15 protein-coding genes are annotated in these 14,729 nt (G+C 70.9%); 12 read left to right on the forward strand and 3 right to left on the reverse strand.

Going from position 1 to position 14,729, the window contains the following annotated elements; genetic code table 11:
• Positions 1–47 precede the first annotated feature (47 nt).
• The 6 genes from ICW72_RS15795 to ICW72_RS15820 all read left to right on the forward strand — a co-directional run bounded on the left by ICW72_RS15795 (position 48) and on the right by ICW72_RS15820 (position 6,403).
• Complete coding sequence (locus tag ICW72_RS15795) at positions 48–689, forward strand: hypothetical protein (RefSeq protein WP_191083587.1); 642 nt, start codon at positions 48–50, stop codon at positions 687–689.
• A 155-nt stretch (positions 690–844) separates the two neighbouring features.
• Complete coding sequence (gene rpmI, locus ICW72_RS15800) at positions 845–1,051, forward strand: 50S ribosomal protein L35 (RefSeq protein ID WP_184382587.1); 207 nt, start codon at positions 845–847, stop codon at positions 1,049–1,051.
• A 23-nt stretch (positions 1,052–1,074) separates the two neighbouring features.
• Positions 1,075–1,437: a 50S ribosomal protein L20 gene (gene rplT, locus ICW72_RS15805; protein ID WP_184382589.1), complete on the forward strand. Its 363-nt coding sequence runs from the start codon at positions 1,075–1,077 to the stop codon at positions 1,435–1,437.
• A gap of 82 nt (positions 1,438–1,519) precedes the next feature.
• On the forward strand, positions 1,520–2,596 hold the full coding sequence (gene pheS / locus ICW72_RS15810; RefSeq protein WP_191083588.1) for a phenylalanine--tRNA ligase subunit alpha: 1,077 nt from the start codon (positions 1,520–1,522) through the stop codon (positions 2,594–2,596).
• Positions 2,597–2,741: 145 nt separating this feature from the next.
• A complete protein-coding gene (pheT, locus tag ICW72_RS15815) occupies positions 2,742–5,213 on the forward strand; it encodes a phenylalanine--tRNA ligase subunit beta (protein ID WP_191083589.1) in 2,472 nt (823 codons plus the stop codon).
• Entirely contained in the window at positions 5,210–6,403 is a 1,194-nt protein-coding gene (locus tag ICW72_RS15820) for an MFS transporter (protein ID WP_191083590.1), read from the forward strand. Before pheT ends, ICW72_RS15820 begins: the two co-directional genes overlap by 4 nt.
• Here ICW72_RS15820 and ICW72_RS15825 read toward each other — a convergent pair.
• A complete protein-coding gene (locus tag ICW72_RS15825) occupies positions 6,400–6,786 on the reverse strand; it encodes a RidA family protein (protein ID WP_191083591.1) in 387 nt (128 codons plus the stop codon). The two genes, ICW72_RS15820 and ICW72_RS15825, sit on opposite strands and share 4 nt — an antisense overlap.
• A gap of 147 nt (positions 6,787–6,933) precedes the next feature.
• Between ICW72_RS15825 and lepA the strand changes: the two genes are divergently transcribed.
• From lepA to ICW72_RS15850, 5 genes are all read left to right on the forward strand, one after another.
• Positions 6,934–8,739, forward strand: coding sequence for a translation elongation factor 4 (lepA, locus tag ICW72_RS15830; RefSeq protein WP_191083592.1), 1,806 nt, complete (start codon positions 6,934–6,936; stop codon positions 8,737–8,739).
• Between the two features lie 70 nt (positions 8,740–8,809).
• On the forward strand, positions 8,810–9,751 hold the full coding sequence (gene fabD, locus ICW72_RS15835) for an ACP S-malonyltransferase (RefSeq protein ID WP_191083593.1): 942 nt from the start codon (positions 8,810–8,812) through the stop codon (positions 9,749–9,751).
• A gap of 1 nt (position 9,752) precedes the next feature.
• A complete protein-coding gene (locus ICW72_RS15840) occupies positions 9,753–10,193 on the forward strand; it encodes a GNAT family N-acetyltransferase (protein ID WP_191083594.1) in 441 nt (146 codons plus the stop codon).
• Complete coding sequence (fabG, locus tag ICW72_RS15845) at positions 10,180–10,917, forward strand: 3-oxoacyl-[acyl-carrier-protein] reductase (protein ID WP_191083595.1); 738 nt, start codon at positions 10,180–10,182, stop codon at positions 10,915–10,917. Before ICW72_RS15840 ends, fabG begins: the two co-directional genes overlap by 14 nt.
• A 79-nt stretch (positions 10,918–10,996) precedes the next feature.
• Positions 10,997–11,446 carry an RrF2 family transcriptional regulator gene (locus ICW72_RS15850; protein WP_191083596.1) on the forward strand — a complete coding sequence of 150 codons (450 nt, stop codon included), beginning with the start codon at positions 10,997–10,999 and terminating at the stop codon, positions 11,444–11,446.
• 52 nt (positions 11,447–11,498) lie between these two features.
• Here ICW72_RS15850 and ICW72_RS15855 read toward each other — a convergent pair whose 3' ends face one another.
• Entirely contained in the window at positions 11,499–12,554 is a 1,056-nt protein-coding gene (locus ICW72_RS15855; RefSeq protein ID WP_191083597.1) for a sulfite oxidase, read from the reverse strand.
• 100 nt (positions 12,555–12,654) lie between these two features.
• Positions 12,655–13,194 (reverse strand): polyhydroxyalkanoate synthesis repressor PhaR, encoded by a 540-nt coding sequence (gene phaR, locus ICW72_RS15860; RefSeq protein WP_191083598.1) that lies wholly within the window; start codon positions 13,192–13,194, stop codon positions 12,655–12,657.
• 290 nt (positions 13,195–13,484) lie between these two features.
• Between phaR and ICW72_RS15865 the strand changes: the two genes are divergently transcribed.
• The gene (locus tag ICW72_RS15865; RefSeq protein ID WP_223880631.1) at positions 13,485–14,729 is read left to right on the forward strand and encodes an alpha/beta fold hydrolase; all 1,245 of its coding nucleotides are present in this window, start codon (positions 13,485–13,487) and stop codon (positions 14,727–14,729) included.

Genomic DNA, 14,729 nt, shown 5'->3' on the forward strand with positions numbered 1-14,729 from the left:
ATTGGTGCCCTTGGCGTAACAGCCCCAAGGCGCCTATCTGGCGGACCATGAGACGCTTCGCCCTCCTCCTCGCGCTCCTGATGCTGGCGGCCTGCGCCGACCGTTTCTCGGCCGATGAATACCGCACCACCGCCGTGCAGCAGGCCAACCCGGTCGAGCAGGGGGTGGTGCTGGGTTCGCGCCGGGTCGCCATCGCGGCCGATGGCGCGGCGGGCGGCACGGCCGGCGCGGCCGCGGGCGGCGCGGTTGGCGGGGCCGCGGGCGGCGGCGGCGTCAGCGCGGCGCTGGGCGCCGTGGGCGGCGCGCTGCTGGGCGGCATCATCGGCACCACGGCCGAGCGCGCCACCGCGAATACAGATGCCATCGAATATGTCGTGCGGCAGGGCAATGGCTCGCTGGTCAGCGTGACCCAGCGCGACCTGGAGCCCCTGCCCAACGGCACCCGCGTGCTGGTCATCAAGGGGGCGCAGGCACGCATCGTGCCCGACTACACGGAGCCCGCGGCGGCCGAGGCGCCCTCGGGGGCCGTGATGGCGCCCGCCGCGGCGGCGCCCGCGCCCGCCCCGACGCTGGCACCGACCACGGAACCCGCCCTGGCCCCCGCGCCGGCGCGAGAGGCCCTGGCGCCCGTCGCCGGCGGGCTGGTGCCGCCGCCGCCCGTGGTGCCCGCCCCGCCGCGTCCGGACTGAGATGCCGGGCCCGGGCTGGACTCCGCGCCGCCCCGCCTGTAGAAGCCTGCCTCCCGCCCGACCATGGCCATTGGACAGCCTGGCCGGGCGTGCGTGCCTCCGCCACATGGTGTGGCAGTCAGGGGCCGCCCCAACCCACCGATCGGAGGGCCCGAATGTCCAAGATGAAGACCACCTCGAGCGCGAAGAAGCGCTTCAAGATCACCGCCACCGGCAAGGTCCTCGCGGGCCCGGGCCGCAAGCGGCACATGCTCTCCAACCGCAGCCAGAAGGCCAAGCGCCAGAACCGGGGCACCCAGGTTCTCGAGCCGCAGGACGCCAAGACGGTGATGCAGTGGCTGCCCTACGGGCTGTCCCGGTAAAGCGCGGCTAGAGGAGAGAGCAGATGGCACGTGTCAAGCGCGGCGTTACCGCCCATGCCCGTCACAAGAAGGTCCTGGACCTGGCGAAGGGCTATGTCGGCCGTTCGTCCACGACCTACCGCGCGGCGCTGCAGCGCGTCGAGAAGGCGCTGCAATACGCCTATCGCGACCGCCGCAACAAGAAGCGTGAGTTCCGCGGCCTGTGGATCCAGCGCATCAACGCCGCCACGCGCGAACATGGCATGACCTACAGCCAGTTCATCGCGGGCATCAAGGCGGCGGGCATCGAGATGGACCGCAAGGTCCTGGCCACCATCGCCTTCGACGAGCCCGCGGCCTTTGCGGAGATCGTCCAGAAGGCCAAGGAAGCGCGCCCCCAGGCCTGACCGCCCGGGTTACGCGTCGTGTTTCGGAGGGCCGCTGCGCGCAAGCGTGGGCGGCCCTTTTTCATGTTTCGGGACCATTGTCATGTCGGATGACCTCGCCGAACTCGCCACACGGACCGAGGCGGAGCTTGCCGCCGCCGCCGATCTGCGCGCGCTGGACGCGGTGCGCGTGGCCACGCTGGGCAAGGCGGGCGCGCTGACCGGGCTGCTCAAGACGCTGGGCGCCCTGCCGCCCGAGGAGCGCAAGGCCCGCGGCGCCGCCGTGAACGCGCTGAAGACGCGGCTGGAAGCGGCCATCGAGGCGCGGCGCGCCGTGCTGGAAGCCGCCGCCCTGGATGCGCGGCTCGCCGCCGAACGCCTGGACGTGACCTTGCCGCCGCGCCCCTTCGCCCCGGGCGGCAAGGGCGGCATCCACCCCATTTCCCGCACCATCGAGGAACTGACGGCCATCTTCGGCGCCATGGGCTTCCGCGTGGTGGAGGGCCCGGACATCGAGGGCGACTGGTACAACTTCGCCGCGCTGAACATCCCGGACCATCATCCGGCGCGGCAGGAGCAGGACACGTTTTATTTGCCCGGCGAGACGGATGGCCGGCGCACCGTGCTGCGGACGCAGACCTCGCCCCTGCAAATCCGCACCATGATCGGGCAGGAGCCGCCCATCCGCATCATCGCGCCCGGCCGCACCTATCGCGCCGACCATGACGCGACGCACAGCCCCATGTTCCACCAGGTCGAGGGGCTGGTCATCGATCGCGGCATCACGCTCGGCCACCTCAAGGGCTGCCTGACCGATTTCCTGCGCGCCTTCTTCGGCATTTCCGACCTGCCGGTGCGCTTCCGCTCCAGCTATTTCCCCTTCACCGAGCCCTCGATGGAGGTGGATATCGGCTGGAACCGCAAGACGGGGGAACTCGGCGCGGGCACCGATTGGCTGGAAATCCTGGGCAGCGGCATGGTGCATCCGCGCGTGCTGGCCAATTGCGGGCTGGATGCGCGCGAGTGGCAGGGCTTCGCCTTCGGCATGGGCATCGAGCGGATCACGATGCTGAAGCACGGCATGGCGGACCTCAGGCCGTTCTTCGAGGGCGACACGCGGTGGCTGAGCCACTACGCCTCAACCCCCCTCGCGGCAGCTTCGCTGCACGAGGGCGTTTGATGCTTCGTTTTTCGTGCCCTCAAGCGCCGGGCGCGCGCATCCGCGCGCTTGGCTTTCGCCGCGCCACGGGCGCATCTGCGGTCACGGTCGGTTGGGCGGCGGCGACCGCCGTGCGGCCGCATTCTTCTGACGTGGAACTCATCCCATGAAGTTTCCCTTGAGCTGGCTCCGGGAACACCTCGCCACCACCGCCACGCTGGACGAGATCACCACCACCCTTTCCGCCATCGGCATCGAGGTGGAGGGCGTGGAAGATCGCGGCGCGGCCCTCGCCCATTTCCGCATCGCCCGCGTGATCGAAGCCGCACCCCACCCCAATGCCGACCGGCTGCGCGCGCTGCGCGTGGATGTGGGCGATGGGCGTGAGCTGTCCGTCGTCTGCGGCGCGCCCAATGCGCGCACGGGCATGGTGGGCGTGGCGGCACTTCCCGGCGCCTTCATCCCCGGCACCGGCATCACGCTCAAGGCCGGCGAAATCCGCGGCGTGAAGAGCGAGGCCATGATGCTCTCCGCCCGCGAAATGGGCCTGGGCGAGGACCATGACGGCATCGTGGACCTGCCGCCCGACGCGCCGGTGGGCAGCAGCTACGTCGCCTGGGCCGGGCTGGACGACCCGATCATCGAGGTGAAGGTCACGCCCAACCGCGGCGATGCGCTCTCCGTGCGCGGCGTGGCGCGCGACCTGGCGGCGGCTGGCCTCGGCACGCTGCACCCCCGCGTGCCCCCCGCCATCACCCCGGCCTACGAAACCCCGCTGCGCTGGACCATCGAGGACAAGCGCGCCTGCACCTGGGTAATGGGCCGCGCCGTGCGCGGCGTGAAGAACGGCCCCAGCCCACAATGGCTGCAGGACCGCCTGCGCGCCATCGGCCTGCGCCCCATCTCGGCGCTGGTGGACATCACGAACTTCTTCACCTTCGACATCGGCCGCCCGCTGCATGTCTTCGACGTGGCGAAGGTAAAGGGGAACACGCTCGCCATGCGCATGGCACGCGAGGGCGAGGAGCTGGCCGCGCTGAACGGCAAGACCTACGCGCTGACGCCCGAGGATGGCGTGATCGCGGATGCCCATGGCCCCGAGGCGCTGGGCGGCATCGTGGGCGGCGAGCCTTCGGGCTGCGACGAGACCACCACCGAATGCTTCATCGAATGCGCGCTGTTCGACCCGGTGCGCGTGGCGCTGTCGGGCCGGCGGCACAACGTCTTCACCGATGCCCGCGCGCGGTTCGAGCGCGGCATTGACCCCTCGCTGCTGCCCGGCGCGCTGGACGCGGCCACGGCCATGATCCTGGAACTCTGCGGCGGCGAACCCTCCACCGTCAGCGAAGCCGGCACGCCGCCCGCCTGGGAACGCAACGCCACGCTGCGGCTGGAACGGCTGGCCGGGCTGGGCGGCCTCGACCTCCCGCTCGACGAGGCGGTGACGCGGCTGACGCGCCTCGGCTTCGTGCTGCAATCGGCCGATGACGCGGCGATCACGGTCGCCGTGCCGCCTTGGCGCAACGACATCGCGGCCGCCATCCATCTGGACCAGGACCCGGGGCTCGACGCTGCCCGCGCCGCCACCGCCGCCGAGGGCTGCGCCGCGGTGGAAGCCGAGTGCGACCTGGTGGAGGAGGTGCTGCGGTTGGGCGGGCTCGATGCCGTGCCGGCCGTGTCCCTGCCTGTGGCCTCGCCCGTGCCCGCACCCTCGCTGGACGCGAAGCAGGGCAGGGCGGCGCTGGCGCGGCGCGTGCTGGCGGCGCGGGGCCTGCAGGAATGCGTGACCTATGGCTTCATCGAGCAGCGCATCGCCGCGATGTTCGGGGAAACGCCGGAGGCGCTGCGGCTGGAAAATCCCATCGCCTCCGACCTCGACCAGATGCGGCCCACGCCGCTGGCCTCGCTGGCGCTGGCCGCCGCGCGCAACGCCGCGCGGGGCTTCGCGGATGTGGCGCTGTGTGAGCTGGGCGGCGGCTATCGCGACACCACGCCTGCCGGGCAGATGGCCATGGCGGTCGGCCTGCGCGCCGGGCGCACCCCGGCCAGCTGGGCCGCGCCCGCGCGCGAGCTGGACGTCTTCGACGCCAAGGGCGATGCGGTGGCGCTGCTGGAGGCGCTGGGCGTGCCCATGGCCGCCCTCCAGACCACCACCGAGGCGCCCGCGCATTACCACCCCGGCCGCTCGGGCGTGCTGCGGCAGGGGCCGAAGCTGGTGCTGGCGCAGTTCGGGCAGTTGCACCCGCGGCTCTGCGAGGCGCTGGACCTGCCGCGCAACACGGTGGGCTTCGAGCTGTTCCTCGACGCCATCCCCGAGCCCAAGCGGCGCAAGAAATCGGCGCCGGAACTCTCCGCCCTGCAGCCCGTGCGGCGGGATTTCGCCTTCCTGCTGGACGCGACCGTCCCGGCCGAGAAGCTGCTGCGCGCGGCCCAGGGCGCCGAACGCGCGCTGATCAGCGATGTGGTGCTGTTCGACCGCTATGCCGGGCCGAACCTGCCCGAGGGCAAGGTGAGCCTCGCCATCGAGGTCACGCTGCAACCCCGCGACAAGACGCTCACCGACGCCGACATCGAGGCCATCTGCCAGAAGGTCGTGGCGGCGGTGGCCAAGGCGACAGGCGCGGTCCTGCGGGGATGAAGGCCCGGAACCTCACCTTGCTGGCGCTGGCGATCATGCTGGCGCCGGCGGTGTGGTTCGCGGGGGCGGCGACGGTGCCGCCCTTGCTCGCCTCGGGCGCCATCACGGGGGCGCAGGCGGGCTGGCTGACGGCGGCGGTGCAGCTGGGCTTCGTGGCGGGGACGCTTATTTCAGCCCTGCTCTCGTTGGCCGACCGGCTGCCGGCGCGGCGGCTGTTCCTGGCCTCCGCCCTGCTGGCGGGGGCGGCGACGGCGGCGCAGGCCTTCCTGCCGCCGGCCGGGCCCGCGGCCTATGCGCTGCGCTTCGTGGCCGGGGCGGCCATGGCGGGGGTCTATCCGGTGGGGATGAAGCTCGCTTCGGGCTGGGCGCAAGGCGATCTGGGGCTGCTCATCGGCATCGTGGTGGGGGCGCTGACGCTGGGTTCGGCGGCGCCGCACGCGCTGCCGGCGCTGCTGGGCGGGCTGGACCCGCTGGCGGTCTATATGGCCTCGGGCGGGCTGGCGGCGCTGGGCGGCGTGTTGGTGCTGCCCTTCCGCGAGGGCCCCAACCAGGCCAACCGCCCACCCTTCAACCCGCGCGCCGTGCTGCTGGCCTTCACCGACCGGCGGCTGCGCCTGGCCAATGCCGGCTATCTCGGCCACATGTGGGAGCTCTATGCCATGTGGGCCTGGGTGGGGCTGTTCCTTGCGCAGCAGGGCGTGCCGGGCGATGCCGGCGTTTGGACCACGCTGGTGGTGGGCGCCGGCGCCATCGGCTGCGTGGGGCTGGGTGCGCTGGCGGACCGCTTCAACCGGGCACGGATGGCCGCACTCGCCATGCTCATCAGCGGCGGCTGCGCCTTGCTGGCGGGCAGCATGGCGGGTCTCTTCCTGCCGCTAACGCTGGGGCTGGTCTTCGTGTGGGGCGTCTTCGTGGTGGCGGATTCGGCGCAGTTCAGCGCCTGCACCAGCCTCTGCGCCCCGCCCGAACTGGTCGGCACCATGCTGACGGTGCAGACCTGCCTGGGCTTCCTGCTGACCGTGCCGGTGATCCAGATGATGGCCTGGGCCGTGCCGGCGCTGGGCTGGGGCGGGGCGTTTGCCGTGCTGGCGGCGGGGCCGCTGCTGGGGGCCTTTGCCATGCTGCGGCTGGCGCCCCTGCTGCCTCAGCCTGTTCCGGCGCGCAGCCGCCACACCAACCCTGCGCGCTAGGCCTCGCCCAGATAGGCCGTCGCATCAATCTCCACCAGGCAATCGGGCGAACCGAGGCCAGCCACGATGCAGGAGACGCGGTGCGGCGGGTCCTCCGCGAAATTGGCGAAATAGACCTCGTTCATCGGCGCCCAATGCTCGCGGCCCGTCACATAGACGGTGCATTTCACCACGTCGGCGAGCGCCCCGCCCGCCTCCTCGATCAGGGCGCGGATGTTGTCGATGCATTGCTGGGTCTGGGCGCGGGCGTCGCCCAGGGCGTACTTCCCCTCGCGGTTGGTGCCCACGCAGCAGACGAACATGAAGCCGCCCGCGACCGTGGCCTGGGCGAAGGGCAGGCGGGACTTGAACACCTTGTCGGAGGTGATGGCGCGCTTGGGCATGGGGGTCTCCGGTTGCGGGAAGGGGCCAGCTTCGCCGCCACGGGCCGCTTCGTCACCTCCGCGCTTTGACTTCCGGGCGGTCTGGCCTATGTCCATCCCGAACCCACCGCGCCCGGCATCATCCGGGCGCCGCCAGACCGGGCCCCCATGACCGATACCCCGCTGAACCGCATTCGTAACTTCTCCATCGTGGCGCACATCGACCACGGCAAGTCCACGCTCGCCGACCGGCTGATCCAGTCCACCGGCACCGTGGCGCTGCGCGACATGAAGGAACAGATGCTCGACAGCATGGACATCGAGCGCGAGCGCGGCATCACCATCAAGGCCCAGACCGTCCGCATCCACTACAAGGCCAAGGATGGCGAGACCTATGTGCTGAACCTCATGGACACGCCGGGCCATGTGGACTTCGCCTATGAGGTGTCGCGTTCGCTGGCCGCCTGCGAGGGCTCGCTGCTGGTGGTGGACGCCTCGCAGGGCGTCGAGGCGCAGACGCTGGCGAATGTCTACCAGGCCATTGATGCCAACCACGAGATCGTCCCGGTCCTTAACAAGATCGACCTGCCGGCGGCCGAACCCGAGCGGGTGAAGCAGCAGATCGAGGATGTGATCGGCCTCGACGCCAGCGAGGCGGTGGAGATTTCCGCCAAGACCGGCCTCAACATCGAGGGCGTGCTGGAGGCCATCGTAACGCGCCTGCCGCCGCCCACCGGTGACGCCAAGGCGCCGACCAAGGCGCTGCTGGTGGACAGCTGGTATGACAGCTATCTCGGCGTCGTCATCCTGGTGCGGATCAAGGATGGCCACCTGAAGAAGGGCCAGAAGATCCGCATGATGTCCAATGGCGCCACCTACACGGTGGACCAGGTGGGCGTCTTCACGCCGAAGATGGTGCCGGTGGACAGCCTGGGTCCGGGCGAGATGGGCTACCTGACGGCCGCCATGAAGACCGTGGCCGACACCAAGGTGGGCGACACCATCACCGATGACCGCACCCCCGCGGCCGAGGCGCTGCCCGGCTTCAAGGACAGCATCCCGGTGGTGTGGTGCGGCCTCTACCCCGTGGACGCCGATGATTTCGACAAGCTGCGCGACGCGCTGGGCAAGCTGCGCCTGAACGACAGCAGCTTCCACTATGAGCAGGAGACGTCGCTCGCGCTCGGCCTCGGCTATCGTTGCGGCTTCCTGGGGCTGCTGCATCTGGAGATCATTCAGGAACGCCTCTCGCGCGAGTTCAACCTGGAACTCATCGCGACGGCGCCCAGCGTGGTCTACAAGCTGCGCATGAACAGCGGCGAGGTGGAGGAACTCCACAACCCCGCCGACATGCCCGACCCGACCCGCATCGCGGCCATCGAGGAGCCCTGGATCAAGGCCACGGTCTTCGTGCCCGATGAACACCTGGGCGCCATCCTGACGCTGTGCAACGAACGCCGCGGCCAGCAGGTGGAGCTGACCTATGTCGGCACCCGCGCCATGGCCGTCTATCGCCTGCCGCTGAACGAGGTGGTGTTCGACTTCTACGACCGGCTGAAGTCGGTCAGCCGCGGCTATGCCAGCTTCGACTACGTGATGGACGGCTATGCCGAGAGCGATCTCGTGAAGATCAGCATTCTCGTGAACAACGAGCCGGTGGATGCGCTGTCCTTCATGGCGCACCGGAGTGCGGCCGACAAACGCGGCCGGCAGATCTGCGAGAAGCTGAAGGAGCTGATTCCCCGCCAGCTCTTCAAGATCCCCATCCAGGCGGCCATTGGCGGGCGCGTGATCGCGCGCGAGACCATCAGCGCCCTGTCCAAGGACGTGACGGCCAAGTGCTATGGCGGCGACATCAGCCGCAAACGCAAGCTGTTGGACAAGCAGAAGGAAGGCAAGAAGAAGATGCGCCAGTTCGGGAAGGTCGAAATCCCGCAGAGCGCCTTCATCGCCGCCTTGAAGATGGATGCGTGAATCCACTGTAAGGCGTTGACAGGCGCGCGCCGTGGCGCAATGGCAATCCCGCCAAACGCACGGAACAAAAATGTCACTCGCCTTCGTCTTCCCCGGCCAGGGCAGCCAGGCCCCGGGCATGGGCCGCGACCTGGCCGATGCCTTCCCCATCGCCCGCCACACCTTCCAGGAGGTGGATGACGCGCTGAGCCAGCGCCTCTCCCGCCTGATGTTCGAAGGCCCGGCCGAGGAACTCACCCTCACCGCCAATGCCCAGCCGGCGCTGATGGCCGTCTCGCTCGCCGTGGTGCGGGTGCTGGCCACGGAGGCGGGCTTCGACCTGGGGCGGCGCGTGGCGCTGGTGGCGGGGCATTCCTTGGGCGAATACAGCGCGTTGACGGCCGCCGGCAGCTTCGACCTGCCCACCGCCGCCCGCCTGCTGCGCGTGCGCGGCGACGCGATGCAGCAGGCCGTGCCCCCCGGCGAGGGCGCCATGGCCGCTCTGCTGGGCGCCGAGGCCGAGCAGGCGCGGGCCATCTGCGCCGAAGTCGCGCAGGGTGAAGTGGTCGAGGTCGCCAATGACAATGGCGGCGGGCAGGTGGTCGTCTCGGGGGCCAAACCCGCCGTGGAACGCGCCATCGAGGCTGCCAAGGCCGCCGGCATCAAGCGCGCCATGCTGCTGCCCGTCTCCGCCCCCTTCCACTGCGCCATGATGGCCCCGGCCGCCGAGGTGATGGCCGATGCGCTGTCCAAGGCGCGCATGGCCCATCCCGCCGTGCCCGTGGTGGCCAACGTGACCGCCGCGCCGGTCAGCGACCCCGAGGCCATCCGCGAATTGCTGGTGCGCCAGGTGACGGGCACGGTGCGCTGGCGCGAATGCGTGGCCGCCATGGCCGCCGCCGGCTGCACCCGCTTCGTCGAGGTCGGCGCGGGCAAGGTGCTGACCGGGCTGATGAAGCGCAACGCGCCCGAGGCCAGCGCCATGGCCGTCAGCACGCCCGCCGACATCGAAGCCTTCGCGAAGACCCTCTGACATGCGGATCGAAGTCTCCGAGGAGGAAAAGACGCCGCTGGAGGACGTGCTCTACGAGGGCTTCGTGGCCTTCAATGGCCCCTTCATCGGCCCGCATGGCTACAAGCCGCTGCGGCTGATGGTCTTCCGCGACGGAGAGGACGCGCCGGCGGGCGGCATCCACGGCCATTGCTACGCCGCCTGGCTGCATGTCGTGATGTTCTACTTGCCGGAAGACCTCCGGCGCGGGGGCCTGGGCGCCCAACTGCTGCGCCGCGCGGAGGAGGAAGCCCGCGCGCGCGGCTGCGTGGGCGTCTATCTCGACACGCTCAGCTTCCAGGCGCGGCCCTTCTACGAGAAGCAGGGCTACACCCTCTTTGGCACCCTGCCCGACAACCCGCCGGGCCATTCGCGCTACTTCATGATGAAACGCCTCGACGGAGAGACGCATGTTCCAGCTTGACGGCAAGATCGCCCTCGTCACCGGCGCCAGCTCGGGCATCGGGGTGGGCATTGCCCGCGCGCTGCACGCCCAGGGCGCCCATGTGGTGCTGACCGGAAGGCGCGAGGCGGAGCTGAAGGCCGTCGCCGACGAACTGGGTGACCGCGCCAGCGTCATGCCCGCCGACCTCAACGACCCCGCGGCGCCCGCGGCACTCGTGGAGGGCATCGAGGCCGCGCATGGCAAGCTCGACATCCTGGTGAACAATGCCGGCTTCACGCGCGACATGCTGGCGCTGCGGATGGGCGATGAGGATTGGAAAGCCGTTCTCGAGGTGGACCTCAACGCCCCCTTCCGCCTGGCGCGCGCCGCACTCCGCGGCATGATGAAGCGGCGGACGGGGCGCATCGTCTCCATCGCCTCCATCGTGGGTGTCACGGGCAATGCGGGCCAGGCGAACTACGCCGCCGCCAAGGCCGGCCTCATCGGCATGAGCAAGGCGCTGGCGCAGGAAGTCGCCCCGCGCGGCGTCACGGTGAACATCGTGGCCCCCGGCTTCGTGGCCACGCCCATGACCGACAAGCTGAACGAGACGCAGAAGACCACCCTGCTCTCGCGCATCCCGCTGGCCCGCATGGGCGAGGCGAAGGACGTGGCCTCCGCCGTGGTCTACCTGGCCTCGGACGAGGCCGCCTGGGTCACGGGCACCACGCTGCACGTCAATGGCGGGATGCTGATGGCCTGACATCATCCCGGGCAGCGTCGCGCCATGGCGGTTCCAGCCCTGCGCGATCTGCCCGGAGGGCCGGGGAAGGGGGTGCGGCATGCTGACGCAGCGGGCGAAATACGGGCTGCGGGCCATGTGCATCCTGGCCGCCGACACCACGGGGCGCCCCATCCTGCCCATCCATGAATTGGCCGAGCGCGGGCATATCCCGCAGAAATTCCTGGAGGCCATCCTGCTCGACCTGCGGCGGCAGGGTTTCCTGACCAGCCGGCGCGGCAAGGCGGGGGGCTATGCGCTGGCGCGCCCGGCCGCGGAGATTCCCGTCTCGGAGGTGATCCGCGCGCTGGACGGGCCGCTGGCGCCCATCCCCTGCGCCAGCCTCACCGCCTACCAGCCCTGCGCCGATTGCCCCGATCCGCCCAGCTGCGAAATCCGGGCGCTGATGCGCCAGGTGCGGGACGCGACGGCGCGGATCCTGGACGGGACCAGCCTCGCGCAACTGGCGGCGGAGGGCGAAGCGACGGTGTTCCAGCCCGCCGCCACTTAGCCGGCGCAGCGGGCTTTCAGCCCGCCGGACCCATCTCTGGCGCAGCGGGCCTTCAGCCCGCCACGACCCCCACCACCCGCTGCACCGCGTTGTTGAGGTAGCCGCGCGGATTCCAGGGCGGGTCCATGGGCTGGCTCTTGCCGGCCATGTCGGTGGCGCGCGCCATCAGCGTCACGGGGCCCGGGGGCAGGGCCAGCTCCGCCGTGAAGCGCCGCCAGGCCCAGGGCGAGGCCCCCACCTCCAGCCGCGCATGGTGCCAGGTGGCGCCGCCATTGGCCGAGACCTCCACCTTCGCCAGCGGCACATGGCCGCTCCAGGCGAAGCCGCGAATGGCCACGGGGCCGAGGGCGGAAAAACCTTCCAGCGGCGCGGTGATCAGGCTCTTCACCGGCATGTCGGTGATCACGTCGAATTCCGTGCCGGCGGGGTCCTCGCCGGGGCGGAGCGGGCGGCGCGGCATGCGGTAATCGAGGCCCGTCATCTTCGCGCCGTCATGCTCGCGGTCCAGCACGACGATCTCACGCAGCCATTTCTGCCAGGCCGAGCCCGGGAAGCCGGGGGCCACGATGCGCAGCGGCGCGCCATGCAGCGCGGTCAGCGGCGCGCCATTCATCCCGAAGGCGATCAGCGTCTCGGGCGAGAGCGCCTTGGCCAGCGGCAGCCCGCGCGACAGCGCCTCCACGCCGGGCTTGCCGATGACATGGTCCGGGCTGCGGAAGCCCACATAGACGGCGCGGGGCGAGACGCCGGCGGCTTCCAGCACATCGGCCAACCGCACGCCCGTCCAGCGCGCGCAGCCCACGGCGCCCGGGCCCCAGGGCTGCCCGTCCACGGCGGGGGTGATGGCGCTGCGGTTATTGCCCGCGCATTCCAGCACGGAGACGATCTCGACGGTGGGGAAGCGGGCGCGCAGCGCCTCGGGCGTCAGGGCCAGCTCGCGCGCGACGAGGCCGGTGACGGAAAGCGTCCAGCCCGGCAGGTTCTCCGGCACGGTGCCGTTGTTGCGGACGAAGAGGGTCTCGGCGGGGGTGAGCAGGGCATCGAGCGCGGAGAGGGGAGGCTCGATATTCACCGGCTCGGCCGCCACGGGGGGCAGGCTGTCAGGCATGGAACTCTCCCTGTGTCTGGTGGGGCGGGGAGATTAACGGTGCTGGCGTCCTGGCGTCGATATAATTCCTACTGAGTTGATGGGCATTCAGGCGGCCCGGTCAGACCTTGGCCTTGAGCTTGCCCAGCTCCTCCTTGAGCTTGGCGTTCTCGGCCTTCAGCGCCTCGATCTCGCTGCGGCCGGGGAAGGGGCTGAACAGGTTCATCGCGCGTTCCATCATCGCGATGTTGCGGCTGCTGATCTCCTCCAGCGTGAAGGGCCGGAAGGCCTCCTGCACGCCGCGGCGCATCTCCTCCTGCTGGCGGGCGAAGCCCTGCATGGTCATTTCCAGGTAGCGCGGCACCACGCCCTGCAGGCTGTCGCCATAGAAGCCGATGAGCTGTCGCAGGAAGCTTTCGGGCAGCAAGTGGCTGCCCTTCGCCTCCTCCTCCACGATGATCTGCGTCAGCACGCCGCGGGTGATGTCGTCGCCCGATTTCGCGTCATAGACCACGAAATCCCGCCCCTGGCGGACCATCTGCGCCAGGTCGTCCAGCGTGACGTAGCTGCTGCTTTCCGTGTTGTAGAGCCGCCGGTTCGCATACTTCTTCACCACCACCGGGGGTTTGGACGGCTTGCTGGCGGCGCTCTCGTCGGACATGTGACGTTCCCCGTTCGGGCTTTGTTGCGGCCGCAACTCTAGCACGCGCGGCCCGGGATGCGATAAGTCTCTGCCGCCCCTGGCTTGTGCGCCGGCTGAAGCGTTAAAGGCATGAATGGAGCCGCCCGACCCACTCGACCAGCTTGCCGCCGACTGGATCACGCTCTGGGAGAGCGAGGTGACGGCGCTCGCCCAGGACACCGAGCTGGCCGAGGCCTGGGCCGCGGGCATCGCCCTCATGGCCGCCTTCTGGCGGGCGCAAGCCGCGACCGCGGCCGCCTGGCCCCCGCGTGAACGGCCCGCACGGCCCGAGGCGCCGCGGCCCGCGCCCCCTGCCACTGCACCTGCTGCTGAGCCAGGCCCGGGGGCTGAGCGCGCTGATGATGCCGCCGCCCTCCGCGCAAGGCTCGATGAGCTGGAACGCCGCCTGGCCTCGATCGAGGGAGGGAAGGGCGGAGGCGGCGCGGATCGGCCGCGCGCTCGACGCGCTGCGGCAAGGCGGAAACCCTCTCGCGGGTGAACAGTTCCACGCCGCGGTGCTGCGGCGGCTGTGGCGGGCCGATGCGGCGCTGCTGAAGGGTTTGGCCGCCTATCGCCGCCACCCGCACCAGCGCCGGCTGGAGGAGCCGCCAGTGATCTGGCGCGAGGGCGCGGCGCGGCTGTTGGATTATGGCGGGGCCGGGCCGCCGGTGCTCTTCGTGCCCTCGCTGGTGAACCGCGCCTATGTGCTGGATCTGGACGAGGGCGCCTCCTTCCTGCGCTTCCTGCGCGCCCAGGGTGTGCGGCCGCTGCTGCTGGACTGGGGCTGGCCCGGCGCGCTGGAACGCCGCTTCACGCTGACCGACCACATCGCCGGCCGGCTGGAACGCGCCCTGCTGGCGGCGCCCGAGGGCGTGGTGCTGGCCGGCTATTGCATGGGCGGGCTGCTGGCGCTGGCCGCCGCGCTGCGCCAGCCCGGGCGGGTGCGGGCGCTGGCCCTGCTCGCGACACCCTGGGATTTCCATGTGGACCCGGGGGCCGCGCGGCTGGCGAAGCTGCTGCCGGGCCTGGAGCCCGTCATGGAGGCCACGGGCACCGTGCCGGTGGACGCCTTGCAGGCCATGTTCGCCCTGCTCGACCCCTATGGCGTCGCGGAGAAGTTCCGCGCCTTCGGCCGCCTCGACCCCGCCGGCCCCCGCGCCCGCCGCTTCGTGGCGCTGGAGGATTGGTTGAATGATGGCGTGCCGCTGGCCGCGCCCGTCGCGCGCGAGACCATCGGCGGCTGGTATGGCGCCAACACCCCCGCGCGCGGCGAATGGGCGGTGGCGGGGCTGCCGGTGGAGCCCCAGGCTTGGCGCAAGCCCGCCTTCCTGGCCATCCCGGCGCGGGACCGCATCGTGCCGCCGGCCTCGGCCGGGGCGCTGGCCGCCGCCATGCCCGGCGCCGTGGTGCATGAGGCCGCCGCTGGGCATATCGGTATGGTGGCCGGGCAGGGGGCCGAGGCCGCGCTGTGGCGGCCCTTCCTGGGGTGGATCCGCGCCCTTCCCCCCGCGTGA

It is taken from the genome of Roseococcus microcysteis, assembly GCF_014764365.1.
Taxonomy (GTDB): domain Bacteria; phylum Pseudomonadota; class Alphaproteobacteria; order Acetobacterales; family Acetobacteraceae; genus Roseococcus; species Roseococcus microcysteis.